The 24241-nt window shown below is 65.7% G+C and carries 24 protein-coding genes; 15 read left to right on the top strand and 9 right to left on the bottom strand.

Translation table 11 applies throughout. The annotated features are described in order from the left end of the window. Nucleotides 1–8 precede the first annotated feature (8 nt). The 5 genes from CXQ92_RS10695 to CXQ92_RS10675 form a co-directional block, all read right to left on the bottom strand. Complete coding sequence (locus CXQ92_RS10695; RefSeq protein WP_104167715.1) at nucleotides 9–983, bottom strand: alpha-ketoacid dehydrogenase subunit beta; 975 nt, start codon at nucleotides 981–983, stop codon at nucleotides 9–11. Then, a complete protein-coding gene (gene pdhA, locus CXQ92_RS10690) occupies nucleotides 983–2200 on the bottom strand; it encodes a pyruvate dehydrogenase (acetyl-transferring) E1 component subunit alpha (protein ID WP_104167714.1) in 1218 nt (405 codons plus the stop codon). Before pdhA ends, CXQ92_RS10695 begins: the two co-directional genes overlap by 1 nt. Before the next feature lie 101 nt (nucleotides 2201–2301). After that, nucleotides 2302–3492: a histidinol-phosphate transaminase gene (locus CXQ92_RS10685; protein ID WP_104168201.1), complete on the bottom strand. Its 1191-nt coding sequence runs from the start codon at nucleotides 3490–3492 to the stop codon at nucleotides 2302–2304. A 9-nt stretch (nucleotides 3493–3501) separates the two neighbouring features. Continuing rightward, nucleotides 3502–4776: a hypothetical protein gene (locus tag CXQ92_RS10680; protein ID WP_104167713.1), complete on the bottom strand. Its 1275-nt coding sequence runs from the start codon at nucleotides 4774–4776 to the stop codon at nucleotides 3502–3504. Next, nucleotides 4773–5087: a hypothetical protein gene (locus CXQ92_RS10675; protein WP_146067445.1), complete on the bottom strand. Its 315-nt coding sequence runs from the start codon at nucleotides 5085–5087 to the stop codon at nucleotides 4773–4775. Before CXQ92_RS10675 ends, CXQ92_RS10680 begins: the two co-directional genes overlap by 4 nt. A 152-nt stretch (nucleotides 5088–5239) precedes the next feature. Here CXQ92_RS10675 and purB point away from each other — a divergent pair, with 152 nt between their 5' ends. From purB to CXQ92_RS10660, 3 genes are all read left to right on the top strand, one after another. After that, nucleotides 5240–6670 carry an adenylosuccinate lyase gene (gene purB / locus CXQ92_RS10670; RefSeq protein ID WP_104167711.1) on the top strand — a complete coding sequence of 477 codons (1431 nt, stop codon included), beginning with the start codon at nucleotides 5240–5242 and terminating at the stop codon, nucleotides 6668–6670. Nucleotides 6671–6731: 61 nt separating this feature from the next. Continuing rightward, complete coding sequence (locus CXQ92_RS10665; RefSeq protein WP_219815709.1) at nucleotides 6732–7619, top strand: endonuclease/exonuclease/phosphatase family protein; 888 nt, start codon at nucleotides 6732–6734, stop codon at nucleotides 7617–7619. An 82-nt stretch (nucleotides 7620–7701) separates the two neighbouring features. Further along, nucleotides 7702–9144: a lipase maturation factor family protein gene (locus CXQ92_RS10660; protein WP_104167709.1), complete on the top strand. Its 1443-nt coding sequence runs from the start codon at nucleotides 7702–7704 to the stop codon at nucleotides 9142–9144. Between the two features lie 535 nt (nucleotides 9145–9679). Here CXQ92_RS10660 and CXQ92_RS17845 read toward each other — a convergent pair. Next, complete coding sequence (locus tag CXQ92_RS17845; RefSeq protein ID WP_146067444.1) at nucleotides 9680–10018, bottom strand: hypothetical protein; 339 nt, start codon at nucleotides 10016–10018, stop codon at nucleotides 9680–9682. Nucleotides 10019–10253: 235 nt separating this feature from the next. On the opposite strand from CXQ92_RS17845, the gene CXQ92_RS10655 reads away from it, so the two are divergent. Together CXQ92_RS10655 and CXQ92_RS10650 are read left to right on the top strand one after the other, a co-directional pair. After that, the gene (locus tag CXQ92_RS10655) at nucleotides 10254–11105 is read left to right on the top strand and encodes a cyclopropane-fatty-acyl-phospholipid synthase family protein (protein ID WP_104167708.1); all 852 of its coding nucleotides are present in this window, start codon (nucleotides 10254–10256) and stop codon (nucleotides 11103–11105) included. 231 nt (nucleotides 11106–11336) lie between these two features. Continuing rightward, nucleotides 11337–11624 (top strand): PRC-barrel domain containing protein, encoded by a 288-nt coding sequence (locus tag CXQ92_RS10650; protein WP_258069858.1) that lies wholly within the window; start codon nucleotides 11337–11339, stop codon nucleotides 11622–11624. A 288-nt stretch (nucleotides 11625–11912) separates the two neighbouring features. Here CXQ92_RS10650 and CXQ92_RS10645 read toward each other — a convergent pair whose 3' ends face one another. Together CXQ92_RS10645 and CXQ92_RS18865 are read right to left on the bottom strand one after the other, a co-directional pair. After that, entirely contained in the window at nucleotides 11913–12677 is a 765-nt protein-coding gene (locus CXQ92_RS10645) for a hypothetical protein (RefSeq protein WP_104167706.1), read from the bottom strand. Beyond that, nucleotides 12674–12817 (bottom strand): hypothetical protein, encoded by a 144-nt coding sequence (locus CXQ92_RS18865; RefSeq protein ID WP_368784584.1) that lies wholly within the window; start codon nucleotides 12815–12817, stop codon nucleotides 12674–12676. The genes CXQ92_RS10645 and CXQ92_RS18865 overlap by 4 nt, the downstream gene beginning before the upstream one ends. Before the next feature lie 194 nt (nucleotides 12818–13011). Between CXQ92_RS18865 and CXQ92_RS10635 the strand changes: the two genes are divergently transcribed. Further along, complete coding sequence (locus CXQ92_RS10635; protein WP_258069857.1) at nucleotides 13012–13299, top strand: ANTAR domain-containing protein; 288 nt, start codon at nucleotides 13012–13014, stop codon at nucleotides 13297–13299. Nucleotides 13300–13379: 80 nt separating this feature from the next. On the opposite strand, the gene CXQ92_RS10630 is transcribed toward CXQ92_RS10635, so the two are convergent. Beyond that, complete coding sequence (locus CXQ92_RS10630) at nucleotides 13380–14090, bottom strand: ANTAR domain-containing protein (RefSeq protein ID WP_104167705.1); 711 nt, start codon at nucleotides 14088–14090, stop codon at nucleotides 13380–13382. 901 nt (nucleotides 14091–14991) lie between these two features. Here CXQ92_RS10630 and CXQ92_RS10625 point away from each other — a divergent pair. The 9 genes from CXQ92_RS10625 to CXQ92_RS10585 are packed head-to-tail and all read left to right on the top strand — an operon-like array spanning nucleotide 14992 to nucleotide 24108. Continuing rightward, entirely contained in the window at nucleotides 14992–15648 is a 657-nt protein-coding gene (locus CXQ92_RS10625; protein ID WP_219815708.1) for a GntR family transcriptional regulator, read from the top strand. Nucleotides 15649–15705: 57 nt separating this feature from the next. Continuing rightward, nucleotides 15706–16743 (top strand): ABC transporter substrate-binding protein, encoded by a 1038-nt coding sequence (locus tag CXQ92_RS10620; protein ID WP_104167703.1) that lies wholly within the window; start codon nucleotides 15706–15708, stop codon nucleotides 16741–16743. A 1-nt stretch (nucleotide 16744) separates the two neighbouring features. Beyond that, nucleotides 16745–17578 carry an ABC transporter permease gene (locus tag CXQ92_RS10615; RefSeq protein ID WP_104167702.1) on the top strand — a complete coding sequence of 278 codons (834 nt, stop codon included), beginning with the start codon at nucleotides 16745–16747 and terminating at the stop codon, nucleotides 17576–17578. 2 nt (nucleotides 17579–17580) lie between these two features. Beyond that, entirely contained in the window at nucleotides 17581–18426 is an 846-nt protein-coding gene (locus tag CXQ92_RS10610) for an ABC transporter permease (protein WP_104168199.1), read from the top strand. A gap of 38 nt (nucleotides 18427–18464) precedes the next feature. After that, entirely contained in the window at nucleotides 18465–19232 is a 768-nt protein-coding gene (locus tag CXQ92_RS10605; RefSeq protein WP_104167701.1) for an ABC transporter ATP-binding protein, read from the top strand. After that, on the top strand, nucleotides 19186–20790 hold the full coding sequence (locus tag CXQ92_RS10600; RefSeq protein ID WP_219815707.1) for an aldehyde dehydrogenase: 1605 nt from the start codon (nucleotides 19186–19188) through the stop codon (nucleotides 20788–20790). Before CXQ92_RS10605 ends, CXQ92_RS10600 begins: the two co-directional genes overlap by 47 nt. Before the next feature lies 1 nt (nucleotide 20791). Then, nucleotides 20792–21547, top strand: a complete 756-nt coding sequence (locus CXQ92_RS10595; RefSeq protein ID WP_104167699.1) for an enoyl-CoA hydratase/isomerase family protein — start codon at nucleotides 20792–20794, stop codon at nucleotides 21545–21547. Next, nucleotides 21548–22588, top strand: coding sequence for an amidohydrolase family protein (locus CXQ92_RS10590; RefSeq protein ID WP_104167698.1), 1041 nt, complete (start codon nucleotides 21548–21550; stop codon nucleotides 22586–22588). After that, a complete protein-coding gene (locus CXQ92_RS10585; RefSeq protein WP_181033623.1) occupies nucleotides 22585–24108 on the top strand; it encodes a CoA-acylating methylmalonate-semialdehyde dehydrogenase in 1524 nt (507 codons plus the stop codon). Before CXQ92_RS10590 ends, CXQ92_RS10585 begins: the two co-directional genes overlap by 4 nt. Nucleotides 24109–24241 lie beyond the last annotated feature (133 nt).

Genomic DNA, 24241 nt, shown 5'->3' with positions numbered 1-24241 from the left:
ATGGTCCTTCAGTATGCGAAGGCACGGTCGAGTGCCTCGAGGATGCGGTCGATGTCCGGCAAGTAATGCTCCTCAACGCGGGCCACGGGGTAGGGCATGTGGAACCCGCCGACGCGGATGACGGGGGCCTCGAGCGACAGGAAGGCGCGTTCGGAGATCCGTGCGGCGATCTCCCCGCCGATACCGCCGAACGTCGGCGCCTCGTGGGCGACGATCAGGCGGCCCGTGCGGGTGACCGATTCGGTGACGGTGTCGAAGTCGATCGGCGAGATGGAGCGCAGGTCGATCACCTCGACGCTGCGGCCATCCTCCGCCGCCGCCGAGGCCGCGGCGAGGGCGACGGGCACGAGCGGGCCGTAGGCGACGATGGTGGCGTCCGTCCCCGCGCGCAGGACGTGGGCGGAGAACGGGTCACCGGCGGGCGCCGAGGTGTCCACCTCGCCCTTGAGCCAGTAGCGGCGCTTCGGTTCGAACACGATCACCGGATCCTCGCAGCTGACGGCCTGCTGGATCATCCAGTAGGCGTCCTGCGGGTTGGACGGCGTGATGATCCGGAGCCCGGCGGTGTGCGCGAAGAGCGCCTCGGGGGACTCCGAGTGGTGCTCGACACTGCCGATGCCGCCACCGTAGGGGATGCGGATCACCACGGGTGCGCTCAGCATGCCGTCGCTGCGCGTGCGCAGCTTGGCGAGCTGGGTGGTGATCTGGTTGAACCCGGGGAAGACGAAGCCGTCGAACTGGATCTCGCAGATGGGCCGGTACCCGCGCAGGGCGAGCCCGATCGCGGTGCCGATGATGCCGGATTCGGCGAGCGGGGAGTCGACGACGCGCAGGGCCCCGAAGTCCCTCTTCAGGCCGTCGGTCACACGGTAGACGCCCCCGAGCTCACCGATGTCCTCGCCCATCAGCAGGGTCTTCGGGTCCTGGGTCAGGGAGGCGCGGAGGCCCTCGTTGATCGCCTTCGCGATGGTCATCGTCGCCATCAGGCGTGCTTCCCCTCGTCGACGAACCCGGCCTCGTACTGCTGGAAGAAGCGGAGTTCCTCCTGCACCAGCGGGTGCGGCTCGGCATACACGGTCGCGAAACGGCTCTCCATGTCCGGCACCGTCATGGACAGCACGGCATCGCGGAGCGCGGTGGCCATGGCCCGGGCCTCCGCGGCGAGTTCGTCGAAGAACCCGCCATCGGCCAGGCCCTGCGACCGCAGGTGGGCCTCCAGGCGGACCAGCGGGTCGCGCGGCTGCCACTCCTGCTCGTCCCCGGACAACCGGTACTTCGTGGGATCGTCGGCGGTCGTGTGCGCACTCATCCGGTAGGTGTAAGCCTCGATCAGGACCGGTCCCTTCCCGGACCGGGCATGGTCGAGCGCCCAGCGCGTGACGGCTTCCACGGCGACGACGTCGTTGCCGTCCACGCGGACGCCCGGGAACCCGTATCCCTCGGCACGCCGCGCGAGGGGCACCCTGGTCTGGACGGCCGCAGGGACGGAGATGGCCCACTGGTTGTTCTGGCAGAAGAACACCACGGGAGCGTTGAAGGACGCCGCGAACACCATGGACTCGTGGATGTCCCCCTCGGAGCTCGCGCCGTCACCGAAGTAGGCGACCGAGGCCGCTTCCGGCAGCGAGGGGTCCGCGAGCTGGTCCCGCTGGATGCCCATCGCATAGCCGACGGCGTGCAGGGACTGAGCCGCGAGGACGAGCGTGTAGAGGTGGAAGTTCCGCTCGCGGGGATCCCACCCGCCGTTCGTCACCCCGCGGAAGAGGCGGAGGATCTCCGCCGGCTCGACGCCGCGGGTCAGGGCGACGCCGTGCTCCCGGTAGGTCGGGAACGCATAGTCCTGGGGCTGCAGAGCGCGTCCGGAGCCGATCTGCGCGGCTTCCTGGCCCGTCAGGGGCACCCAGAGCGCCAGTTGGCCCTGGCGTTGCAGGGCCGTGGACTCCTGGTCGAAGCGCCGGACCAGGAACATGTCCCGGTAGAGCGAGCGCAGATGGGCGGCGTCCGTTGCGGCGAGGTAGGGCGAGAAGTCGACGGGCTCGCCGTCGATCTCCGCGGTCAGGCCGCCGGCCATCGTTCCGTCGGGGGCGAGCACCTGCAGCATGTCCACGGCTGCCTCCTGCCGCCCGCCGATCGCGGAGTGGGCGGCGCGCAGGACCTCCTCGACCTCGAACTCCGCTGCAGGCACACGACTGCCGCTCATGATCACTCCTCACGTGACGCATTACATTCCGCTTGAGGAATGTATGCAGTAAGTCATACACGGGACAACATATGTTCCCGGGACGTACTGATCAAGACTAGTCAGCGCCGACCCGAGGGCCTATTTAAGTCCGCTTCTCCCACGGAGGGGCGGTGCGTGTACTCTCCGCACAGCTCGAGGAAACGGGTGTTGGCGGCCTCCTCACCGATCGACACGCGGACGCCCTCCGACCCGAAGGCCCGGACGGACAGGGCCCGCTCCGCTGCCTTCGCCGCGAAGTCCTGGGTGTGCTCGCCGAGCGCCAGCCAGACGAAGTTCCCCTCGGCCTCCGGGATGCGCCAGCCCAGCTCGCGTAGCCCCTCGACGACGCGGACGCGCTCGTCGACGATCGACTGGACCCGGGCTTCGACCTCCTCGATGTGCCGGAGCGACGTCACGGCAGCGTGCTCGGCGATCTGCGACACGGCGAACGGGACGGCGCTGACGCGCAGGTGCTCGGTGAGCGCCTGCTGGGACACCGAGTAGCCCACCCGGAGGCCGGCGAGGCCGTGGGCCTTGGAGAAGGTCCGCAGCACGATCACGTTCGCATGCTCCCGGTACAGCTCGATGCCGTCGACGGCGTCCGGGCGTCGCACGAACTCCTGGTACGCCTCGTCGATGACGACCACCACGTGCGAGGGCACCTTCGTCAGGAAGCCGACCACCTGGTCCCGCGTGAGAATGGGCCCGGTGGGGTTGTTGGGGGTGCAGAGCAGGACGACGCGCGTGCGGTCGGTGATCGCCGCAGCCATCGCGTCGAGGTCATGCGTGCCGTCCTCCCGGACCGGGACCTGCACACCCGCAGCACCCGCGAGGCCCACGCTGATGGGGTAGGCCTCGAACGAGCGCCAGGCGTAGATCACCTCGTCGGGTGCGTCGAAGTCGTTCTGGCCGGCGAAGGTGGCGAGGATCTGGTTCAGGGCGCCGAGGCTGCCCGCACCCGTGACGATGTCCGTCGCAGGAACGCCGAGGTAGCCTGCCAGTTCGGTCCGCAGCGCCGTCGTCATGGGATCCGGGTAACGGTTGATCGACGTCTCGGCGGCGATCGCGGCCAGGACCGCGGGCAGGGGCGGCAGCGGGTTCTCATTCGAGGACAGCTTAAAGCTCTCCAGTCCCTCGACCACCACGGGCGGTTTCCCGGCCGCATAGCGGGGAAGCCTGCCGAGGACCCCACGCGGGCGGATCCCGGCGGCCTCGGAAGCTGCGGCCGCGGGGCCTGGAGATGGTGCCGGACGGTCCTCGATCGATGTCATGGCCATAGCCTAGACCGGCCGTCCGCCTCGCGGCGCCTGCTCCCGGACGGCGGAGTGCGGCCGGTCGGCTCGACGCGTGGCCGCGAAGGAGTAGCGGCGCGCCACGCCGCCGGCGCCGGCGGTGGCCAGGAGCGCCGCCGCGGGGGCGAGCGACGGCGCGTCCCCGGCATCGACGAGACGCGCACCCCGCGCATAGTTCTCGAGTTTGTGGGCCGGACCGAAGCCCCGCGGTTCGGCCGAGCCATCGGGCCCTCGACCCGGATCCGGCACCGGGGTGGCGAGGGTGACGGTGGTCGTGTGGCGGTCGTCGCCGTTCGGCGAGGAGTCGAGATCGGGGACCACGTCCTCCTCGTGCTCCAGGTGCAGGTACTCCGTGGCGCCGGTCGCGGACCATCCGGTGGGTGACCCGACGGTCAGGACCAGCCGGACGTCGTAGCGGCCGCCCACGCCTGCCGACTCCGCGAGATTGACGGCGTGCAGGCCGCCCTGGCTGTACCCCGCGACGAGGAGTGCGTCCCCCTCCTGCGCGCCGGCTCGATCGAGGGCCCGCAGGACGGCCTCCTCCGTGAAGCGGCTGTCCTCCGCGAGGGCCTCCGCGATGCCCGACGCGTCGAAGGGATTGCTCCCCGCCTGCCCCTCGGGGCTCCCCGCTTGGGTGCCGGGCAGGACGACGACGTAGACGGGCTCGTCGTCGGACCCCGCCCGCAGCACCTCGAAGGTGCCGGGAGCATCACCTTCGACCGCGGCCAACCGCTCCAGCACGCCGCCGACCGTCCCGTCGAAGCGCACGGCCGCCCCCGTCTCGGCCGCGGTCAGCTCGACGGGGCCGACGGTCAGGACGCCGTGGTCGATCGCCGCACGCGCGAGGCTCCGGGCCGCATCCTCGGACGCCCGGCGTGCGGCCTCGGTCGCTGCGAGCGCGACGTCGTCGGCCAGGCGGTAGGCGAGTAGACCGGCACGGAGCCGCGCCTCCGCCGCGGCGAGCGCCCGGGCGTTCGCCAGGGCGGCGGTCCACGCTTCGTCGAGCTGTGCCAGGGCCGCCTGGTACTGCGGTCCGGCCACGCCGCCGGGGAGGTGGAGGTGCATGATGCGCCACGGGAGCTCGCTGACGTCGCGATCCAGGAACCCCAGGCCGACGGCGACGTCCCCCGCGTCCGCGGCGAGGAGGGCCAGCACGCGGGCGGCCTCCTCCAGCTCCTCCCACTGGAACCGGATCCCGCCGACGCCTCCGCGCACGGCCATCCGACCGTCGTCGCCCACGACGGGGTGCAGCCCGTCCGTCACGGCCCCACCCCGTGCTGCCATTCCTCGGCGTCCCGCACCAGGCGGGCGAAGGCGCCGAGGTCCTGTGCGGCGCACTCGAGCAGGTCCATGGTGCGGTTCAATTCCTCGCAGCGGTCCGCCAGGTAGGCACGGAAATTGCTGCCGGCGGGAGATTCCCAGGAGAGCAGGCCGACCGACAGGGCATGCGTGCGGATGTCCCCCAGCTGCCCTGCATGCCACCGGAGCCGGACAGCCATTGCAGCCACCTCGGAGCTCACGACCGCCCACGTTTCGCCCGACCCTCCGCCGTCCACGCCGGCGTCCATGGCCACTCCTCTCCTCCGCCCGTCCGTCAACGCTAGGAGGGGAGCGGGAGAGTCCGGACGGCGGGGCGGGTATGTGGACAGGGACGACGACGGGTCAAGGCCGCGGGACGCCCGACGGCGGGTGAGACCCGCCGTCGGCACCGTGAAAGGATGGGGGAATGGCTGACTCCGCGCTCCCCCGGGTTGAATTCGCTGCTCTGTCCAGAGGGGAGGGGACATCCCTGACGCTCGGCCCGCTCGACGGCCGGTATCGCGAGGCCGTCGCCCCGCTCGTCGACTTCCTCTCGGAGGCGGCGCTCAACCGGGACCGCGTCCACGTCGAGGTCGAATGGCTGATCCACCTCACACGGCACTCCGTGCTGCCCGGGACCGGTCCCCTCGACGCCGGCCAGGAGGCACGGCTGCGCGCGATCGTCACGTCCTTCGACGCGGGGTCCGTGGCGGAGCTCGGCGAGATCGAGGCCGTCACGGTGCACGACGTCAAGGCGGTGGAGTACTTCATCGGACGAAGGCTGGACGGGATCGGGATCGGCCACCTGAAGCCGCTGGTCCACTTCGGCTGCACGTCGGAGGACATCAACAACCTTTCCTACGCCCTCGGCGTGAAGGGTGCCATCCTGGACGTCTGGCTGCCGGCCGCCCGGGCGCTCGTCGCGTCGATCGCGGACCTGGCGCGCACGTCACGGGACACCCCGATGCTCTCGCGCACACACGGCCAGCCCGCGACCCCCACCACGCTCGGCAAGGAGATGGCCGTCGTCGTGCACCGCCTGACGCGGCAGCTCGACCGCATCGCGGCCACGGACTTCCTCGGGAAGATCAACGGGGCCACCGGCACGTACGCCGCCCACTACGCGTCCGTCCCGCAGGCGGACTGGCAGGACGTCGCGCGGTCCTTCGTGGAGGGCCTCGGCCTGACCTGGAACCCCCTCACCACGCAGATCGAGTCGCACGACTGGCAGGCGGAGCTGTATTCCGACGTCGCCCGCTTCAACCGGATCCTCCACAACTTCTGCACGGACGTGTGGAGCTACATCTCGATCGGGTACTTCGCCCAGATCCCGGTGGCGGGCGCCACGGGATCCTCGACGATGCCGCACAAGGTCAACCCGATCCGTTTCGAGAACGCGGAAGCCAACCTGGAGATCTCCTCCGGCCTGCTCGACGTCCTGGCGTCGACGCTCGTGACCTCCCGCTGGCAGCGCGACCTGACCGACTCGTCGAGCCAGCGCAACATCGGGGTCGCCCTCGGGCACTCGCTGCTGGCCGTCTCGAACGTCGTGAAGGGCCTCGCCCGGCTGGATGTGGCCGAGGACGTCCTCGCGGCGGACCTCGACGGCAACTGGGAGGTCCTCGGAGAAGCGGTGCAGATGGTCATGCGCGCCGAGGCGATCGCCGGCGTGCCGGGCCTCGACGACCCGTACGAGCGGCTCAAGGATCTGACCCGCGGGCACCGCGTGGATGCCGGACGCATGCGCGAGTTCGTCGGCGGCCTCGGCCTCAGCGCGGAGGCCGAGCAGCGGCTCCTCGCCCTGACGCCCGCGCGGTACACGGGGATCGCGGCTGACCTGGTGGACCACCTCCGCTGACCGGGCGCCGGCGTAGCGCCGGGCAGCAGCCGCCATGCACGTGCCGCACCGGAAGGGCCCCATGCCACGAATACCCACAGCATCGCCGTCACCCGCCCTGATCAGGACCGGCCGCCACTCCCTCCACGTGATGAGCTTCAACATCCGGTACGACCGCCCGGCGACGCAGCCCGACGACGTGGACTACTGGCCGGACAGGATCGCACCCCTGCAGGACCTGCTGCGCCGGGAGGTGCCGACGGTCCTCGGGGTGCAGGAGGCCCTCCACCACCAGCTGCCGGTGATCGAGGCGGCCCTGCCGCCGCGGTACCGCATGATCGGTGCCGGCAGGGACGGTGGCAGCCGCGGCGAGTACTCGGCGATCTTCTACGACGCCCGGCGCCTGCGGCTCATCGAATGGGACCAGTTCTGGCTGTCGGACACCCCCAGGCTCATCGGCTCGTCCACCTGGGGCAACGGCGTGACGCGCATCGTGACATGGGGCCGCTTCCACGACGGCGGGACCGACCGGGAGATCCTCCTCGTGAACACGCACTTCGACCACGAGTCCGACGACGCGCGGGTCCGCAGCGCCGCCGCGGTGCTGGACCTCGTGCGCTTCTTCCGCCCCGCCCTGCCCGCCATCGTGATGGGCGACTTCAATGCCGACGCCGGACCGTCCTCCGCGTACCGCCGATTCCTCGACTCGGGAGTCCTCGTCGATGCGTGGGCCCGCGCCGACGAGCGCCTGACGCCCGCGTACGGCACCTACCCCCGCTACGGCCGTCCCGTGGACGGCGGTGCGCGGATCGACTGGATCCTCACCACACCCGACGTGCTGGTCCGCCAGGCGGCCGTGAACACCTCCACTCTGGACGGCAGGTACGCGAGCGACCATGCCGCGGTGCAGGCACTCGTCGATCTCCCGCCCCGACGCCGGGAATCGGGTCCCCCGGAGCCGATCAGCTAGCAGGACAGCCCGCTCCGAGGCCGCAGACTCGGGGGTCGAAACGCCCTTGACGCCCCCTCGCCGGGGACCGGACGCTGAGGGGATGGAGTGGGTCGCCGGCGTCCTCGCCGCCGAGGACTACGAGGTGGGGCGGCAGATCGCGCAGCGCGGGGTCGCCGCCGTGTACCTCATCGCGTTCCTGTCCGCCGTCGCCCAGTTCCCGGCCCTCCTCGGCGAGAAGGGCCTGCTGCCGGTCCCCGTGTTCCTCGAACGGGCCGGCACCCGGGCCGGTCCGTCGCTCTTCCGCCGGGGCTATACGGACCGCCGCCTGCGGGCCGTGGCCTGGACCGGCGCGGCCGTCTCCGCCCTGCTCGTCCTCGGCATCCCGCAGGCCGGACCGCCGTGGGTCCCCCTGATCGCCTTCCTCCTGATCTGGTGGCTGTACACGTCGATCGTGAACGTGGGTCAGGCGTTCTACGGTTTCGGCTGGGAGAGCCTCCTGCTGGAGGCGGGGTTCATCGTCGCGTTCCTGGGGTCCACGGAGATCGCACCGCCGCTCCTGGTCCTACTGATGATCCGCTGGCTCGTCTTCCGGCTCGAATTCGGGGCCGGGATGATCAAGATGCGCGGTGACCGCTCCTGGCGTGACCTGACGGCCCTGTACTACCACCACGAGACCCAGCCCATGCCGAACCCGGCCAGCCGGTTCTTCCACCTGTTGCCGAAACCGCTGCACCGCCTCGAGGTGGCCGGGAACCACGTCACGCAGCTGGCCGTCCCGTTCCTCCTCTTCGCGCCGCAGCCGGTGGCGGGCTTCGCCGCGCTGGTCATCATCGTCACGCAGGGCTGGCTCGTGCTCTCCGGCAACTTCGCCTGGCTCAACACCCTGACGATCATCCTGACCTTCGCCGCGGTGCCCGATTCCTTCTACGAGGCGGTGGTCCCGGCCCTCGACCTGTCCGGCGCCTACCGGCCGACGCCGCTGTACGTGACCGTCGTCGTCGTCCCCGCGATGCTCCTGCTCGCCTACCTGAGTTGGCCGGCGCTGCTGAACCTGTTCGCCCGGCGGCAGCTCATGAACGCGAGCTTCAACCGGTGGCACCTCGGCAACGCCTACGGGGCGTTCGGAAGCGTGACGAAGGTGCGGTACGAGGTGATCGTGGAGGGGACGCTCGACGACGTGGGTCCCGGTGCACGCTGGCGTGAGTACGAGTTCAAGGGCAAGCCCGGCGACCCGTCGCGGATGCCGCGCCAGTTCGCGCCGTACCACCTGCGGCTGGACTGGATGATGTGGTTCCTCGCCCTGGGCTCGGAGCGGGGCTGGTTCACCCCGTTCCTGGTGAAGCTCCTCGAGGCGGACCCGCTGATCCTGAAGCTGCTCCGCCGGGACCCCTTCGACGGCGCGCGGCCCCGCTACGTCCGGGCCCGCATCTTCATCTACCGCTTCTCCACCCGGGAGGAGAAACGGGCCACCGGGCTGTGGTGGATCCGCGAGCCGCAGGGCGTCCTGGTGCACCCGGCGTCACTGCGGGCCGAGGCCTCCTGAGTGCGGGTCTGATGCGCCGTGGCAGGGTCAGCCCATGGTCGCTGCTGCAAACATGTCCCGCTTCTGGACCCGGCAACGACGAGTGCGTCGAGTTGCAGCCGCGCGTCCTAGGTCGATGTGCTCACGCGGGTGCATCCGAGATGCCTCATCCGACCAATGTGCCTCAGAAAGTCCTAATGAGACGGCGACTGAAACCGTTTGTGGTAAGACGGATTTCCGAGACAGGGCGTGCCCCAGATTCCCGCGGAAGTTCTCGGGCTCAGCGGACGCCGGCCAAGTGCCTTAGAAAACTGTAGTTTTATGAGACATGCACGGCGGGCGGCTGCCCTGGATGGGCGTACCGCTTGTGGTAGCTTTGCGCCCGTTTTCATCGTCCCGGCTAAACGCCTTTCCTCCGGCTTGGCGCGGCCGGCAGGTCCGGATCCCCTGCGTGGCGCCAGTGGACGACCGGCTTACGAACGCTGGTGGCTCGCTGTGATCGCTGAGCGGCGATGTTGGCCTCCGCGAGACGACAGGGTCGAGGTAGATAAGGTTCCTATGTGTATCGCCTTGAACCTTTCGGCCGCCGTCGCCACCAGGGTCGTTGACGCAACTCGCCCTGCGCGTGGGCGAGCAGGAGTTGAGTCTCGCGAAGAAGTTCTAGCGACGTCTCTTGAATTTCTCGCGACGCATCCGTCGCCGCCTCTGCCTTCTCTGCCGCACGGCGGGGCAGGAGAAATTCGATAAGAAGCGTTGCTGCGGTGCCGAGCAAGACGCCTGACAGCACCAGTAGGAATTGCGCCATGGATCGCATCTCGGGAACGGTCCAGCGGACGACGAAGCCGTAAGCGATTGCGGGGAGGCGAGCTATCCGCTGATCCAGGTTGTCAGCCACCCACGGACCCTTGGGACGAAGGGAGAATTGCACGACCGCGACCCATCCGATGTCGTTTAGGAGGACAGAGATCGTTTGCTGGTCAGGGGTGTCTGCGATGCCGTTCTGCGTCGAGTGGAGACCTCGTGAGGGCACAGGCCAGACCCTCCCTCCTGCCGGAGGAGGGCAGGTGACGGGGTGGTGGGAGCAAGCGCTTACTTGACGGCTCCCCAAAATCCGCGCAGGATTTGCGTCCATGGGCGACTCGCACGAGGAAATGCTTCGTCACTACGAGCCGGGCGGACTTCTGCCGCGAATCGTGGCGGGGTTGCAAGCTCTCGGCAAGGACCTGGACTCGGTCACGCACGAAGATCTCGCGCCGTCCGACGAGTTTCACTCCGCGGGACGTTTGGCCACGCGCGCATTGGTGGAGCTTGCAAAGATTCCGCCAGGATCGCGAGTGCTCGACGTGGGCAGCGGGTTGGGCGGCCCGGCGCGTTACCTCGCCGCAACTTTGGGTTGCGACGTGACAGGCATCGATCTCTCGCCTGAATTCTGCGGGGTGGCCAACGCCCTTTCTCGGATGACGCGGTTGTCCGATCGCACCCGCTTTCAGGCGGGTGATGCCCTGGAGCTTCCGTTCGCCGCGTCCAGCTTCGACGTGGTGTGGACGATACAAATGCAGATGAACATCCGGGACAAGCGCCGCCTGTATTCCGGAATCGCCCGGGTACTCAGGCCGGGCGGGCTGTTCGTCTGCCAGGAAATCTGCGCGGGGAACGGCGAGCCGATCGAGCTTCCGGTCCCATGGGCGAGCCGCCCCAACCAGAGCCATCTGGCCGATGCGGAATCCCTCCGCGGGTTGATCCGCGGTGCAGGTCTCCTGGAGCGCACCTGGCGCGACATTACCGCCGACATCGTGGCGGCGCGCAAGGCACAGCAGGCGAAGGCGCAAGCGTCGGGTGCGAGCGGCTCCAGCGCCCCTCCTCCGCTTGGAATGCATCTCGTGCTGGGAGAACAGGCAGCCGTCAAAATGAGCAACTCCGGGCGCAACACCGACGCCGGGCGCACGGTGTTCATCCAGGGCGTATTCGACAAGCCTGGCTAGTGGTCCGATCCGCTGATCCCGCTGGAAACTCTGTCGAAAGCACGGGCGCGGCGAATCTCCATTGATCGTCCGGTCAAAGGGCACATTCGGTCACGACGACCGAGATTCGCCCGCTGAGGGATCGGTGGATTCTGGCGGTCATCGCAACAGAATGTCTCCGATGACTTCGATCGGTGGGACGCCTGGAATTACCGTGATTCGTCGGCTCGCGCAGCTGAGTCCGGCACCATCGTGGGCTATCCCGTTCACGCCTCCGATGGCGACATCGGCAAGGTCGACGAGGCCAGCAACGCGGTCGATGAAAGCAGCATCGTGGTCGACACCGGCCCATGGATCTTCGGCCGGAAGGTAATTCTTCCGGCGGGCACGATTCAGCGTGTCGACGACGCGGACGAGAAGGTCTACGTCGATCTCACGAAGACCCAGATCAAGGATTCGCCAGAACTCGATAATGCCACCGCTGACGATCCCGCCTATCGAGACCAGCTCGGGACCTATTACGGCGAGTTCTACCGTTAGCCCTGCGGGTGCCCGGCGCCTGCCGGGCACCCGGCGCCGCTGCCCGCTTCGCCACCCATCCGCCCATCCGCCCATCCACCCATTCACCCATCCACGGGATCAGCACACTCAAACTCAGGGGAGTCCGCACTGGACGTCCTCGCGTCGGCCTGCCATGTAGAAGCCGACTGCGATCGGTGAAGGAACCTTCTACGGGACGGTTGCCAACGATCTCGTGACCAGTGCCCGGGTAGGGATCCCTCAGTGTGCTTCTGCTGGGATAGGCCAACCATCAGGTAGTAGAGCCCCTTACCAGCGTCCTGCCTCAAACTCTCCAATGACCGTCTCACCGTCGGACTCGTACACCGGGATCAGTGCCACTGTTCCTTGTCGTGCCTCCTGCCAAGACTGGGCTTCGGACGGGCTGGTGAACTCGGTGGATGCGGTTTTTCCTGAGGCTTCGTTGAGTTCGTCGGCGTAGACGTAGCCGAGTTTCCCGTCGGTGGTGATTACGGAGATAAGGTCCGGCTCGCCCCTGGCGTTCGTGGCACCATAGGTGTCGCCGTTTTCGTTGACGGCCCAGTCGGTGGGGGTCGTGCTCGTGTACGTGATGTGCGCCTGATAGCTCACGTCAGCAGCGCTTGTACGTACCTCGAGAGAGTTCTGTCCCGGCGATAACGCCAAAGATGTGGACGTTATTGCGCCTGTACCGATGTCGGGGCAGGTCGTGCCTGCTCCGTCCGGCAGGTAGATGCTGCCGCCACTGAGACATGTCAGTTCCACCATGATGGAGGTCGCACTGTCAGGTGCTGCCCCCAACTCGATGGTCTGCGGGCCGGTGTAGGTGCCGGAGACCGGGTTCCCGTACTCGGTGACAACGTCTGCCCCTGGCTCGACGAGGAAACCTGCCGCTGTCGCTCCAACCCCGCCAATGAGTCCGATGCCGGCGAAGACCCCGGCTCCGATCCACCATCGGTGTCGGCGCACCCGGGCGGGTGAGGTGGCGTTGACCTGCTCGATCAGGGCGGTTCGCAGTCCCTGGGCGAAGGTGGGGTCCATCTGGTTGACGTTCATGCCTGTCCCTCCTGGGAGAGCGTGAGTGGTCGTGCCGGTGCGGGGTCCGGTGGCTGGTCGCGGAGTCGTTTCCGGGCCCGGTGCAGCCTGGTCTTCGCGCTTCCCGGAGTGAGATGCAGGATCGTTGCAGCCGCGGCAATGTCTCAGCCCTCAAGGGCTACGACGGTGATGAGTTGCAGGTCCACGGGCTTCAGCGCCCGCAACGCGTGCGCGAGGTGTGCGTCGACGCTGTCCAACCCGCCGCGCTGCAGGTGAGTGTCCGCGGGGTCCTCAGCGTCGGGGCCTGGACTTCTACTCCACGACCCCGGACGCCTTCGACGCCACAGGCATCACGGTGGCCGATGGCCTCGCCCGCGATGCCTCACGCTCCCTCCGCCTGGCCGTGCGGATCGCGAAGCTCAGCGAGGACACACAGCACCTCAAGGCCGCCATGACGACCCGCACCACGATCGACACGGCCGTCGGCGCGATCATGGCCCAGAACAGGTGCACCCAGAAGGAAGCGTTCGCGATCCTCCGACAGGCATCCTCCACGCGCAACGTGAAGGTATCGGACCTCGCCGCCGGCATCCTCGCCTCCGTGGGCCAGGCAGAACCGCTGACCACGCACTTCAACCACTGACGACGACCACGCGTCGCATGCACCAGCCCATAGGGCGTTCCATGGTGCCCGATGGAGCAGGTTTCCCTTGAGGCATCCAGCTACCTCTGGCAGGCGGCCTCTTCGCCTGAGCAAATCAGGTGGTGGGCGACGTAGACGAGCTTGCGGTGGCTGAGGTTGCTGTGGCGCACTAGCGTCGTGAAGGCGGCCTCAGCGCTGATTTTGTGCCTCTCCATGAGGATGCCCTTGGCCTGTCCGATGATGTCGCGACTGTCAATGGCTTGGTGGAGCTGCTGTACGGTGTCGCGTTCTTGTTCTAGTTGGGCGCGTGTTGCTTCCAGTTCGCGGGTGAGGGCAGCGACGTGGGTAAGTTCCTCATTGCGAGCCTGGGCGGCATCGAGGGCGACCAACGAGTTCGACGGGTTGTCGCCTTGAACGGGCTCGGGAGACCCGGTGGGTTCATTGGAATCGAAGGTTTTTCGCTGATCAGATCGGGCGGCTAAGAGGGTCTTCTCGTAGTGCGCTGTGATGACCTCGTAGGTGAGGTCCTCGACGCGTGAGAGGCCAAGGACCCGCAGTGCTTGATGCAGGTGGCCTTGTACTGTGCGCAGCGGGAGCATCAATTCGAACGCGATGTCCTGGCAGGTGACCCCGTTTGTGGTCATGACCGCGATGACAGCTTGGCGATCGCTGAGTCCACGGGCCCTGGCAGGATGAGGCGGTCTTATCTGTAAAACACGATTGTCACGAGGATCGGTACGGGGATCGCTTGCGGGAGTGTTGCGGGTGAGGTGATCGATTGCGTGTGTCATGGGGCTCCCTGATTGGCACGGCAATTGCGGCTCGGTGCCAGGGTCCGGGGCAATACAGTAAGCATGCTGTCATTCGAAAAGGGTGTCAAGGAAACGATGAAAGTTTTTGCCACTGCAGCAATCGTCTCGGCCGTACTACTAGGCGTCGGGTTTGGGTCCTTGGCAGGGTAACGCTTCTAAAGACAATTGCGGTGATAGCTATTTCTCTGCTGGTCGCTTTGGTCGCGGGGCGCCTTCGCGAATCCGATGCGAGACTCCCGGTCGACGATGAAGGGCAACGCCATAGCCGTGGACGCGGCGGCAGTGGGCTGGTGTGAGGGCGTACCGGCTAGTCATCACGTCCTCCTACGGGTCTGACGATGGACAGTTCCAAAGCTGAGGATGCGCTGGATCATGACGGACTAGCCGAGCAGCACCACTCGGGCGGAGCATGAGCTCATCATCGAACGCGTGTCTGTTCAACCACCGCGGGGGCTTGGTCCTACGTACGTGTCAGGACGCGCCTTCAAAGGTTCGGTCACCGGAGACAGGCACCGGGACAGAACGGACTCCAGATATGCGGGTATGAGTGCCCTTTTGCTGGCTGCGGTGCGAAACGACAGCTTCTCCGTCAAGGTCCCGCTGCGGGTGTTGATCATCCTCGCTCCGACCTTCGGGTCCTTCCACTAGATGGGGACGACTCCTCAGCGGGCCATCTCGAGGCGGACCAGCGCTCGAGCATGCTCTCGAAATACACCGTGCACGCCCAGAGCTTTCGCCACGGACGGGTGGTCGGGAGGGCTCCGCCAGGATCCCGCAAGGGACATCGGTCAAGTGATTGACGTCACAGCCCTAGCTGTATACATTTTTAGTCAACTGTAGACGGGACGGATAGATGGCATACCCAAATGCATCGGGACGAGTGGTCGATCAACTGCGCGAAGAGATCCTCTTGGGTGTTCTCGCGCCGGGAACCAAACTCTCGCAGGTGAGGATCGCCGAGCGATTCGGGGTGAGCCGCATTCCTGTACGTGACGCTCTTCAGCTGCTGGCCGCCGAGGGGCTGGTCAATCCAACGTCGGGTTCCACCGCACTCGTAACGGGGATGTCGGTACCCGAACTGCAGGAAATCTACGAAATGCGAGAAGCGATCGAGCCGGTCGCGACACACCTCGCGGTCCCCAATGTGGGACGGGCGGAAATCCTGCAGATGCGGCAGGAACTCGAAACCATGAGTGTCAGCAACAATGCCCGTACCTGGCTTGCGGCCAACGCCGACTTCCATGCCACTGTCTACAAGCGCGCCAACCGCCCCCGCATGATCGACACGGTCGAGCAGTTGAGGAAGCTCGCGGACCGTTATCTCCACCTTCATCTGGAGGTGATTGGGAATACGGAGCATCTGCATGCCGAACACACCGCCATCCTCGCGGCGGTCGAGGACGGAGATGCAGCCCTCGCAGCGTCGCTGACACGGGAGCACCTGGCCACGTCGCACGATTTCATCCTGAAGTACCTGCTCGAGAGTGCAGCTGCCGAACCAGAGCTGCTCGCTGCATTACACAAAACCCGCCGGTAGCACCTACCTGCCATTCCGCAACGATGCGGATGGTTCACACCTGGAAGGAAACGCACCATGACTCCACGCAGTCGCCTTGGATTCGCAGCCCTTGCCCTGTGCACGGCTCTGACCGTCACATCCTGCGGAGGGGCTGGCAACAGCTCATCCGCAGGAGGTGGTGGGGCCTCGGAGAACACCATCAGGTTCACCTTTGCACCTGACCCGGTTTGGGACTACATCACCGACGAGGGGATCCTCGCGGAGATGGAGGAGGAGTCAGGGATGCGAATCATTGCTTCGTCGACGTGGGACGAATTCGGCGTGTTCGCGGGAGGCCATGCCGATGTCGTCTCCACTGCCAGTTACGAGATTCCGATCATCGAGAAGGAAACCGGCCGAGACACGTCGACGATCGGAAAGTACAACAAGGACCGCAGTGTGGTCATTGTCAGTGCTGACAATCCTGCAGAAACCCTTGAGGACCTCAAGGGCGAGGACATCGCCGTTTTCACCGCGGTCTCTGCGACGCTCGTATGGGGCGCGTACGCGAACCAGATGCACGGCGTGGATTTCCGGACCGGCGGCGGCGATTACAACCTCATTGTTGCCGACCCCCAAAACCAGGCGGACCTCGTGGAGCGCGGCGAAGTGGCAGCCTGCGTCTGCCTGCCCGAATTCGCAGCGCCCGGACTCCGCAGCGGTGAATTGAAGGTGCTCTACGACGGAAAGTCCTCATCCGACCTGTACTCCGAGCAGGTCGTCGAGGGCCATGAAGGTCCGATGATCAACGTCTTCCTCGCCGGCGCGGAGTGGGCGGAGGAGTACCCGGAAGAAGTGGAATTCTTCCTCGACGTATGGCAGCGCGGCCTCGAGGAATGGTCCGCCAACCAGGAAAAGATCATTGAGACCTACCCCCAGCACTTCGCCGTTGAAGACCCGGAAGACGTCAAGTTCGTGCAGGAATACATCGCCGAGCACGACTGGTTCGTCGACGACATTCGATTCGACGAGCAGTGGGTTGAGGGCGAGTCCCAGATCTTCGACCTGCTGAAGTCGACGGGCTTCATGGAGGAAGACCAGGAAGTGCCCGCGTTCCGGACCGCAGGAAGCTGAGATGGCTACGACCAACCTCGCGCGGCCGCGGAAAGCGCCTGCAAGTGCGAAGAGCGTCCGACCGAACGGCAAGAGCCGCTTCGATATCCGCCGGGTGGGCCTGGTAATCGCCGGCTACGTTCTCCTGCTCGCCGTCTGGTCCTTCTTCTCGACCTACTATTTCAATCCGTACATCCTGCCGACGCCACTCGCCGTCGCAGAGGAGATGTGGAGCCTGGTCAAGGACGGCACCGCTTTCGTGCAGTTCGGTGCGAGCATTGGCAAGATCACCGCCGGCTTCGTCATCGGGGCCCTGATCGGCGCCCCCATCGGACTACTGATGGGCCGCAGCACCTACTGGAAGAACTTCTTCCAGCAGCCACTGCTGGTTCTCGGAAACGTGCCCGGGCTGACTTACGCCGTCTTCGCCCTGATCCTGTTCGGCATCGGTGCCGTTGGCCCGGTAGTAGCAGTGACACTTGTCGCTATCCCGTACGTTGCCCTCAACGTCGCCCAAGGCGTGGAGGAAGTGGACCCCCACCTGGTGCACATGAGCGGCGTCTATGGCCGCAACCGCAGGGAGATAGCTTGGTCGGTCTTCCTCCCCTCGATCATGCCGTACCTATTCGCTGCGCTCCGATACGGGTTCGCGATGGCGTGGAAGGTGGAGGCACTCACAGAAGTGTTCGGTGGCAGGAGCGGCATCGGGTTCATGATCCGCGCTGAGTACCAGGAGTTTTCGGTAACGGGCGTTCTGGCCTGGACCGGCTTCTTCGTCCTATTCATCCTGATCGTCGAGCGGGTCTTCCTCGCTCAGATCGAAAATCGCATTTTCGCATGGCGAGGGGGACGGTAGACATGAGCACAACAATTCCCCGCGAATCAGACACGCAGGAGCCCAGTTCGCTGAAGAACTGGCTCGTTGGCCCTACCGGGGCCGCCGCCACAGCCGCCGTGGTGTTTCTCCTCATCTGGCAGTTCTCCGACCTGGTCGGCGACCGCATTCCGGGACCGATAGCCACCGTCCAGGCTGCGCTCGAAGAGGTCGGTCGGGGCGAATTCATGCTCAACTTCCTCATCAGCATGCAGAGGTTCGGAATAGGCATCGCCCTCGCCATCGTCATCGGTACAGCGCTCGGACTTGCAATCGGAGCTTCACGATTCCTGAATGACCTGCTCGGAGACCTGAACTTGGTAGGACTGGCAATCCCGGCCGTCATCTGGGCGCTGCTCTGCGTGATGTGGTTCGGATTCGGGAACACCGCACCGATCCTTACGATCGTGCTGTCGGCCGTACCATTCATTGCCGTGAACGTAGCAGCGGGCGCACGGTCGATACCGCCCCAGTTGCGCGCCATGTCCGAATCCTTCGACGTTCCCTTCCGCCGCCGCCTTCGTCACGTCATGCTGCCGGCCGTTTCCGGCTACCTGGTTGCCGGCATCCGCTTTGCCGTCATGTCGGGCTGGAACGGCCTGCTGCTTTCGGAGTGGTTCGGGGCTTCGGACGGAGTAGGCCACCGTGCGCGGTACTGGTACGACGCCAACCAGATGCCCGGATTCATAGCCTGGATCGCGTTCTTCATTCTCTTCATGGTTCTGACCGACCGGTTGCTGCTGGAGCGGATGTCACGGCATGCATTCCGCTGGCGCACAACCAGCACCAAGGCGCCGCGTGTTGGACTCACCACCAAAGCCGCCGTCTGAGCAACGACACCAAAACCTCAAGCTAAAGGAGTGTCCCCATGGCTACAGTCACCGTCGACAGCCTGAACAAAGTATTCGAAACACCTACCGGACCGCAGATCGCACTCGACAACCTCAGTTTCGAGGTGGCTGATCGGTCCTTCCTCTCACTGGTCGGCCCGTCGGGCTGCGGCAAAACCACCCTGCTCAACGTCATCTCGGGTATCGAACCCGCCACATCGGGCACCGTCGAGATGAAAGAGGACGGCAAGCCGGCCAAGCTCGCCTACGTATTCCAGGAACCACGGCTGCTCCCGTGGCGGTCCATTTTCGACAACCTCATGTATGTACAGGAGGTTCAGGACGAGGCGGCCAAAGAGCGCGTCCATACAGCCCTCGAACGGGTGGGACTGGCGCACGCGGCAAAGAAGTGGCCCAGCCAGCTCTCCGGAGGCCAGCAGCAGCGCATCGGTATCGCCCGGGCCTTTTCGGTGGAGCCTGACGTTCTGCTGATGGACGAGCCCTTCAGCCATTTGGACGCCATCACCGCCCGCGGGTTGCGGGAACACCTGCAGGAGCTATGGGCACACACCCGCAAGACGGTCGTCTTCGTGACACACGACGTCAGCGAAGCAGCAGAACTTTCCGACCGCATCCTCATGCTGGCACCCGGGGGACGGATCCACGAAGACATCCAGGTGACACTACCCCGCCCACGTCGCGCATCCGATCCTGAAGTCGCCGTTCTCGAAGCATCCGTTCTCCGACGCTTCGAAGACCTTGAAGCGTCGACAAGAATCCTCAAGCCCGCCGCAAGCACGGCCTGAAACAGAAGAGGCATCCCACATGAATTCGGTTACCGCAACCCAACGCGAGCAGACCGCGACGTCGGGGACACACGCCCCCCACAAACTCATCATCGGCGGAGAGGAGGTCGAGGGCGGGGGAGAACTGCTGCAGATCGTCAACCCGGCCACAGGCCAGGTCTTCGCCGAATGCCACAATGCCGACGCCGACGACATCGACGCCGCGGTGCGCTCGGCTCGGGCCGCTTTTGACTCAGGCGTCTGGCGGAACATGCCAATCCACCAGCGCGCCCGGATCCTCAACCGCTTCGGGGACCTCCTCGAGCGGAACATGAACCAGCTCTATGAGCTCGAGACGATGAACAACGGGCGTCCGATCACGGAAACCAAGGCCCAGATCACCCGCTTGCCCGAGTGGTACCGCTACAACGCGGCCCTCCTATTGGCCGACCGCGACGCGGTTGTTCCAATGACCGGGCCGTACCACTCCTACACCTCCCGCTTCCCCATCGGCGTGGTCGCTACCCTCTCCTCCTTCAACCACCCGCTGATGATCGCCTCCAAGAGCCTGGCGCCGGCACTGGCTACGGGTAACAGCGTTGTTCTGAAACCATCAGAGCAGACACCCCTCACAGCCCTCGTGATCGGTCGCCTTGCGCTCGAAGCCGGGATTCCCCCGGGAGTGCTCAACGTGGTTCCGGGCCTCGGCCCAGTGGCCGGCGCGTCCCTGGTCGAGCATGAGCTGGTGGACAAGGTGGTTTTCACCGGAGGCACCGAGCCCGGACGCACCATCGCCGTTGCCACGGCGAAGCGGTTCGCGAAGTCGACCGTCGAGCTGGGCGGCAAGACGCCCGTACTGGTCTTCGACGATGTTCCGGTCGAGGTCTCGGCACGGGGCGTGGCATTCGGCGGGTTCATCGGTGCAGGGCAAACCTGTATTGCCGGAACACGCGTGCTCGTGCAGGAGAACATCTACGAGGATTTCGTCGCAGCACTGGCATCCCAGGCCGACCAGATCCGGATTGGTGACCCCAGCCTCGCCTCGACCCAGTTGGGCCCGGTGATCTCCGAACGTGCCCGCGACCGAATCCTCGGCTACGTACAAACCGGCCTCAATGAGGGCGCACGGCTCGCAGCCGGCGGCAGCGCGGTCGACGTTGCTGGGCTCGAGGGCTACTTCGTGGCGCCGACGGTGCTTGCCGACGTCACGAACCAGATGCGGGTGGCACGAGAAGAAATCTTCGGGCCGGTCCTGGTGGTCATTCCCTTCTCCGCCGAAGAGGACGCCGTGCGGATCGCGAACGACTCCCAGTTCGGTCTTGGCTCGTCGATCTGGACGCGCGATGTTGCCCGGGCGCACAGGGTTGCTTCGAAGCTCGAGCACGGCATCGTGTGGGTCAATGACCACCACCGCCTAGATCCATCGTCACCATGGGGCGGTGTCCGTGACAGCGGACACGGCCGGGAGGGCGGGTGGGAATCGTTCCATGACTTCACCCACGTCCGCAGCGTCACCGTGCGGACAGCAGAAGACGACGTCGACTGGTACGGCGGCGTCGCCTTGGAGCGGCTGAACTGACATGACGATTCAACAGGAAACCCAGGAGACGAACGAGCAGTCACTCGACGCCGTCGACGGCATCACGTTCAGCCGTGATGGATCACTGATCACAGCACGGTTGGACCGCCCTGACGGAAATCTCATGACCCTTGCCATGTGCGATGCGCTCGTGCAGGTGCTCCGCAATCCGCCCGTTGACGCACACGTGCTTCTGCTTGAAGCCGCCGGAGGCTCGTTCTGCCTAGGCCGGGAGCGAACGGCATCCACGCCTGAGGACCTCCCCGGGGAGGTGCGGAGGCTTATCAGCCTTAACGAGGCGCTGCTGCGCACTCCGTTGGTCACCGTGGCGAAAGTCCACGGTGACGCTGCGGGATTCGGTGTCGGGCTGGCAGCGCTCACTGATGTCTCGGTGACTACGGACGCGGCCAGGTTCAGCTTCCCCGAAGTGAAGATGGATCTCGCGCCGACGCTGGTGCTGGCTTGGCTTGCGCGCATTGTCGGACGTCGTCAGGCATTCTGGCTAACTGCGACAGGAGAAGCGGTTTCCGGAGCACAGGCAGTTCGGCTTGGGCTCATCAACGAGGTCGTCGCGACAGAGGCGGATCTCGATGAGGAGACCGATCGACGCGTTCAGATGTTGCAGGAACGCTCGCCACGCGTGCATACCGAGATCCGGTCGATGCTGCGCTCGGCATCGACTCTCACCGAAGAGCAGTCCTATGACTTGTCAGCGGACAGGCTGGTGCTGGGCTCGATGCGCCGCAGGATGAGCTGAATGGCGGAGCAGCGGGCGCCCATCATCGATGTGCACGCGCATCTTCTGCCGGAATCGGCCTGGTCGATCCCGGGGGCCCAAGGCGTGGTTGTCATGACGGACCACAGTGATGGGGTCAATCTGGGGGCGTTTCCTCTTGCGGTGGAGCGCGCCGCGCTGACGGATCCGTTGGTGATGCTCGCCGATATGGACCGCGCGGGGATCGACGTGCGGGTGGTGTCACCGCCGCCCTATGCGTTCCCTCTCGGGGCAGGCGAGGACGCCGGCGCTGCGTACTCTGAGCTCGTCACCCGGGCTTTGGTGGAGGCCTGTTCCGCGGACCCTGTCCGGTTGCTGCCGTTTGGAACAGTTCCGTTGGCAACTCCCTCCGGTGCTGCTGCGGCGGTTGCGCGCCTTAGGACTTTGGGCGCTGTCGGTGTCGCTCTGCCGCCGATCATCGACGGCCGGCCCATTGGCGAGGGGGTCGGTCGTGCGGTGCTGGAAGCCGCTGACAGGGCTGGGCTTCCGGTGCTTGTGCACCCGGTTCAGGGCGCCCGCTCCGAACTGTCCACGCATTACCTCCGCAATCTCGTGGGAAACCCCTACGAAACCTCGGTCGCGATAGCCTCGTGCGCGCTGTCCGGCGTGCTTGACGAATTACGCCAGCTACGTATTCTCTTCGTCCACGCCGCGGGCTGCGCACCGGCACTCGTGGGCCGCTGGGATCACGGGTGGCGAGTGCGACGCGACGTCGGCGCCGGAACGACCCGCCCGCCGTCGCAAGTCCTGAAGGACCGGGTGTTCCTGGACGCCCTTGCCCACCACCCTTCGGCAGCACAGCTTGCCGCCGACGTCTTTGGCACCGGATTCATCACACTGGGCTCGGACTACCCGTTCGACATGGGGGATCCAGACCCGGTGCGCTCAGCGCTCCTCGCAGGTCTCAAGCCTGAAATCCTCTCCCGCAACGCACTCCGTTGGCTCGGAGAGCAACCCATCCATGCAATGAGCGTGAACGGCACATTCCTTATTGGCAGTCCACTACCTGAAAGAGTCCCATGACACAGATGCAGACGGTCGAGCAGACGCTCACCATCAATCACTTCATAAACGGCGCGGAAACGTCTGGTTCGGGAACGAGAACCCAGGACGTCTTCAATCCGGCGACGGGAGCGATAACCGGTGAGCTTCGGCTGGCCAACCGGGAAGACCTGGAGAACGCGGTGGCTGCGGCCAAGGCCGCCTCCCGGGTATGGAACGACATTTCACTCGCCAAGCGCACAGCCGTGCTCTTCGCATTCCGGGAGCTCGTCGCTGCCCATACCGAAGAGCTTGCCGTTCTGGTCACGGCAGAGCACGGCAAGGTGCTCGCCGACGCGAAGGGCGAGATTAACCGGGGCCTGGAAGTGGTCGAGTTCGCCTGCGGAATCCCGCAGCAGCTCAAAGGCGACTATTCGGACCAGGTGTCCACCGGGATCGACGTGTTCTCCTTCCGGCAACCGCTGGGCGTGGTCGCCGGAATAACTCCGTTCAACTTTCCCGTCATGGTCCCGCTATGGATGGCACCTATGGCCATCGCAACCGGTAACGCATTCATCCTCAAACCCTCCGAGCGGGACCCGTCCGCGTCGCTGCTGCTCGCCCGGCTCTGGAAAGAAGCAGGACTTCCCGACGGCGTATTCCAGGTGCTCCACGGCGACAAAGAGACAGTGGACGGACTCCTGACACACCCCGATATCGACGGCATCTCCTTCGTCGGGTCGACTCCGGTTGCCCGGTACGTGCACGAGACCGCCACCGCGCACGGCAAGCGTGTGCAGGCTCTCGGTGGCGCCAAGAATCACGCCATCGTTCTTCCGGATGCAGATCTGGACAACGCCGCCGATCACCTAAGTGCGGCAGCCTTCGGCTCGGCAGGAGAGCGATGCATGGCAATCTCCGTCGCCGTGGCCGTCGGAGCTGCAGCGGACCTCCTCGTGGATAAGGTGACGGAGCGTGCCACTGCGATCAAGGTTGCCAACGGTATGGAACCGGACGCTGAGATGGGCCCGATCATCACGCAAGCATCACGGGAACGCATTGTGCAGATCGTCACTGAGGCGGAGAAAGCTGGTGCAGCTCTGGTGGTAGACGGCCGGGCGCTCATGGTGGAAGGCCATGAGGAAGGGTTCTGGGTAGGGCCCACAGTTCTGGACCACGTGAAAGCGGAGATGAGCGCCTACACAGAGGAAATTTTCGGTCCGGTGCTGGCGGTCGTCCGGGTCGACACCCTCGAGGACGGCATCCGCCTCATCAACGCCAACCCTTACGGCAACGGGACAGCAATCTTCACCTCATCCGGTGCAGCCGCGCGCCTCTTCCAACGCTCAGTCACCGTCGGCATGATCGGCATCAACGTTCCGCTTCCCGTTCCCGTTGCCTACCATTCCTTCGGTGGCTGGAAGGCATCCTTCTTTGGGGACAAGCACATTTACGGACCAGAAGGCGTCTCCTTCTACACCCGAGGCAAGGTCGTCACCTCCCGCTGGCCAGAGCCCAAGCAGCCATCCGGGGCTTCGTACAACTTCCCCAGCAACAGCTGATCTGGTTGCCCGGCTGTTATCAGCGGGGCAACCAGTCAGCCGTTGAACTCAGGTCGTATCCAGTCGGCCGAAATTGACCCCTTCATCCTTCAACCATGGGCGGAGTCCGCGCCTGCGTCTCACATTAGCCGGA

The sequence above is a fragment of the Arthrobacter sp. SX1312 genome (assembly GCF_002929295.1).
Lineage (GTDB): Bacteria > Actinomycetota > Actinomycetes > Actinomycetales > Micrococcaceae > Arthrobacter_D.
The sequence above is the reverse complement of the archived record's forward strand: the minus strand, read 5'-3'. Positions and strand labels throughout refer to the sequence as shown.

Coding starts and splice junctions, on each gene's coding strand:
- CXQ92_RS10685 (WP_104168201.1), bottom strand. CDS start 3,492: ATGACATCGATCGAGGACCGTCCGGCACCATCTCCAGGCCCCGCGGCC.
- CXQ92_RS10590 (WP_104167698.1), top strand. CDS start 21,548: ATGGCGGAGCAGCGGGCGCCCATCATCGATGTGCACGCGCATCTTCTG.
- CXQ92_RS10620 (WP_104167703.1), top strand. CDS start 15,706: ATGACTCCACGCAGTCGCCTTGGATTCGCAGCCCTTGCCCTGTGCACG.
- pdhA (WP_104167714.1), bottom strand. CDS start 2,200: ATGAGCGGCAGTCGTGTGCCTGCAGCGGAGTTCGAGGTCGAGGAGGTC.
- CXQ92_RS10695 (WP_104167715.1), bottom strand. CDS start 983: ATGGCGACGATGACCATCGCGAAGGCGATCAACGAGGGCCTCCGCGCC.
- CXQ92_RS10660 (WP_104167709.1), top strand. CDS start 7,702: ATGGAGTGGGTCGCCGGCGTCCTCGCCGCCGAGGACTACGAGGTGGGG.
- CXQ92_RS10610 (WP_104168199.1), top strand. CDS start 17,581: ATGAGCACAACAATTCCCCGCGAATCAGACACGCAGGAGCCCAGTTCG.
- CXQ92_RS10615 (WP_104167702.1), top strand. CDS start 16,745: ATGGCTACGACCAACCTCGCGCGGCCGCGGAAAGCGCCTGCAAGTGCG.
- CXQ92_RS10665 (WP_219815709.1), top strand. CDS start 6,732: ATGCCACGAATACCCACAGCATCGCCGTCACCCGCCCTGATCAGGACC.
- CXQ92_RS10595 (WP_104167699.1), top strand. CDS start 20,792: ATGACGATTCAACAGGAAACCCAGGAGACGAACGAGCAGTCACTCGAC.
- CXQ92_RS10585 (WP_181033623.1), top strand. CDS start 22,585: ATGACACAGATGCAGACGGTCGAGCAGACGCTCACCATCAATCACTTC.
- CXQ92_RS10630 (WP_104167705.1), bottom strand. CDS start 14,090: ATGACACACGCAATCGATCACCTCACCCGCAACACTCCCGCAAGCGAT.
- purB (WP_104167711.1), top strand. CDS start 5,240: ATGGCTGACTCCGCGCTCCCCCGGGTTGAATTCGCTGCTCTGTCCAGA.
- CXQ92_RS10655 (WP_104167708.1), top strand. CDS start 10,254: ATGGGCGACTCGCACGAGGAAATGCTTCGTCACTACGAGCCGGGCGGA.
- CXQ92_RS10645 (WP_104167706.1), bottom strand. CDS start 12,677: ATGAACGTCAACCAGATGGACCCCACCTTCGCCCAGGGACTGCGAACC.
- CXQ92_RS10605 (WP_104167701.1), top strand. CDS start 18,465: ATGGCTACAGTCACCGTCGACAGCCTGAACAAAGTATTCGAAACACCT.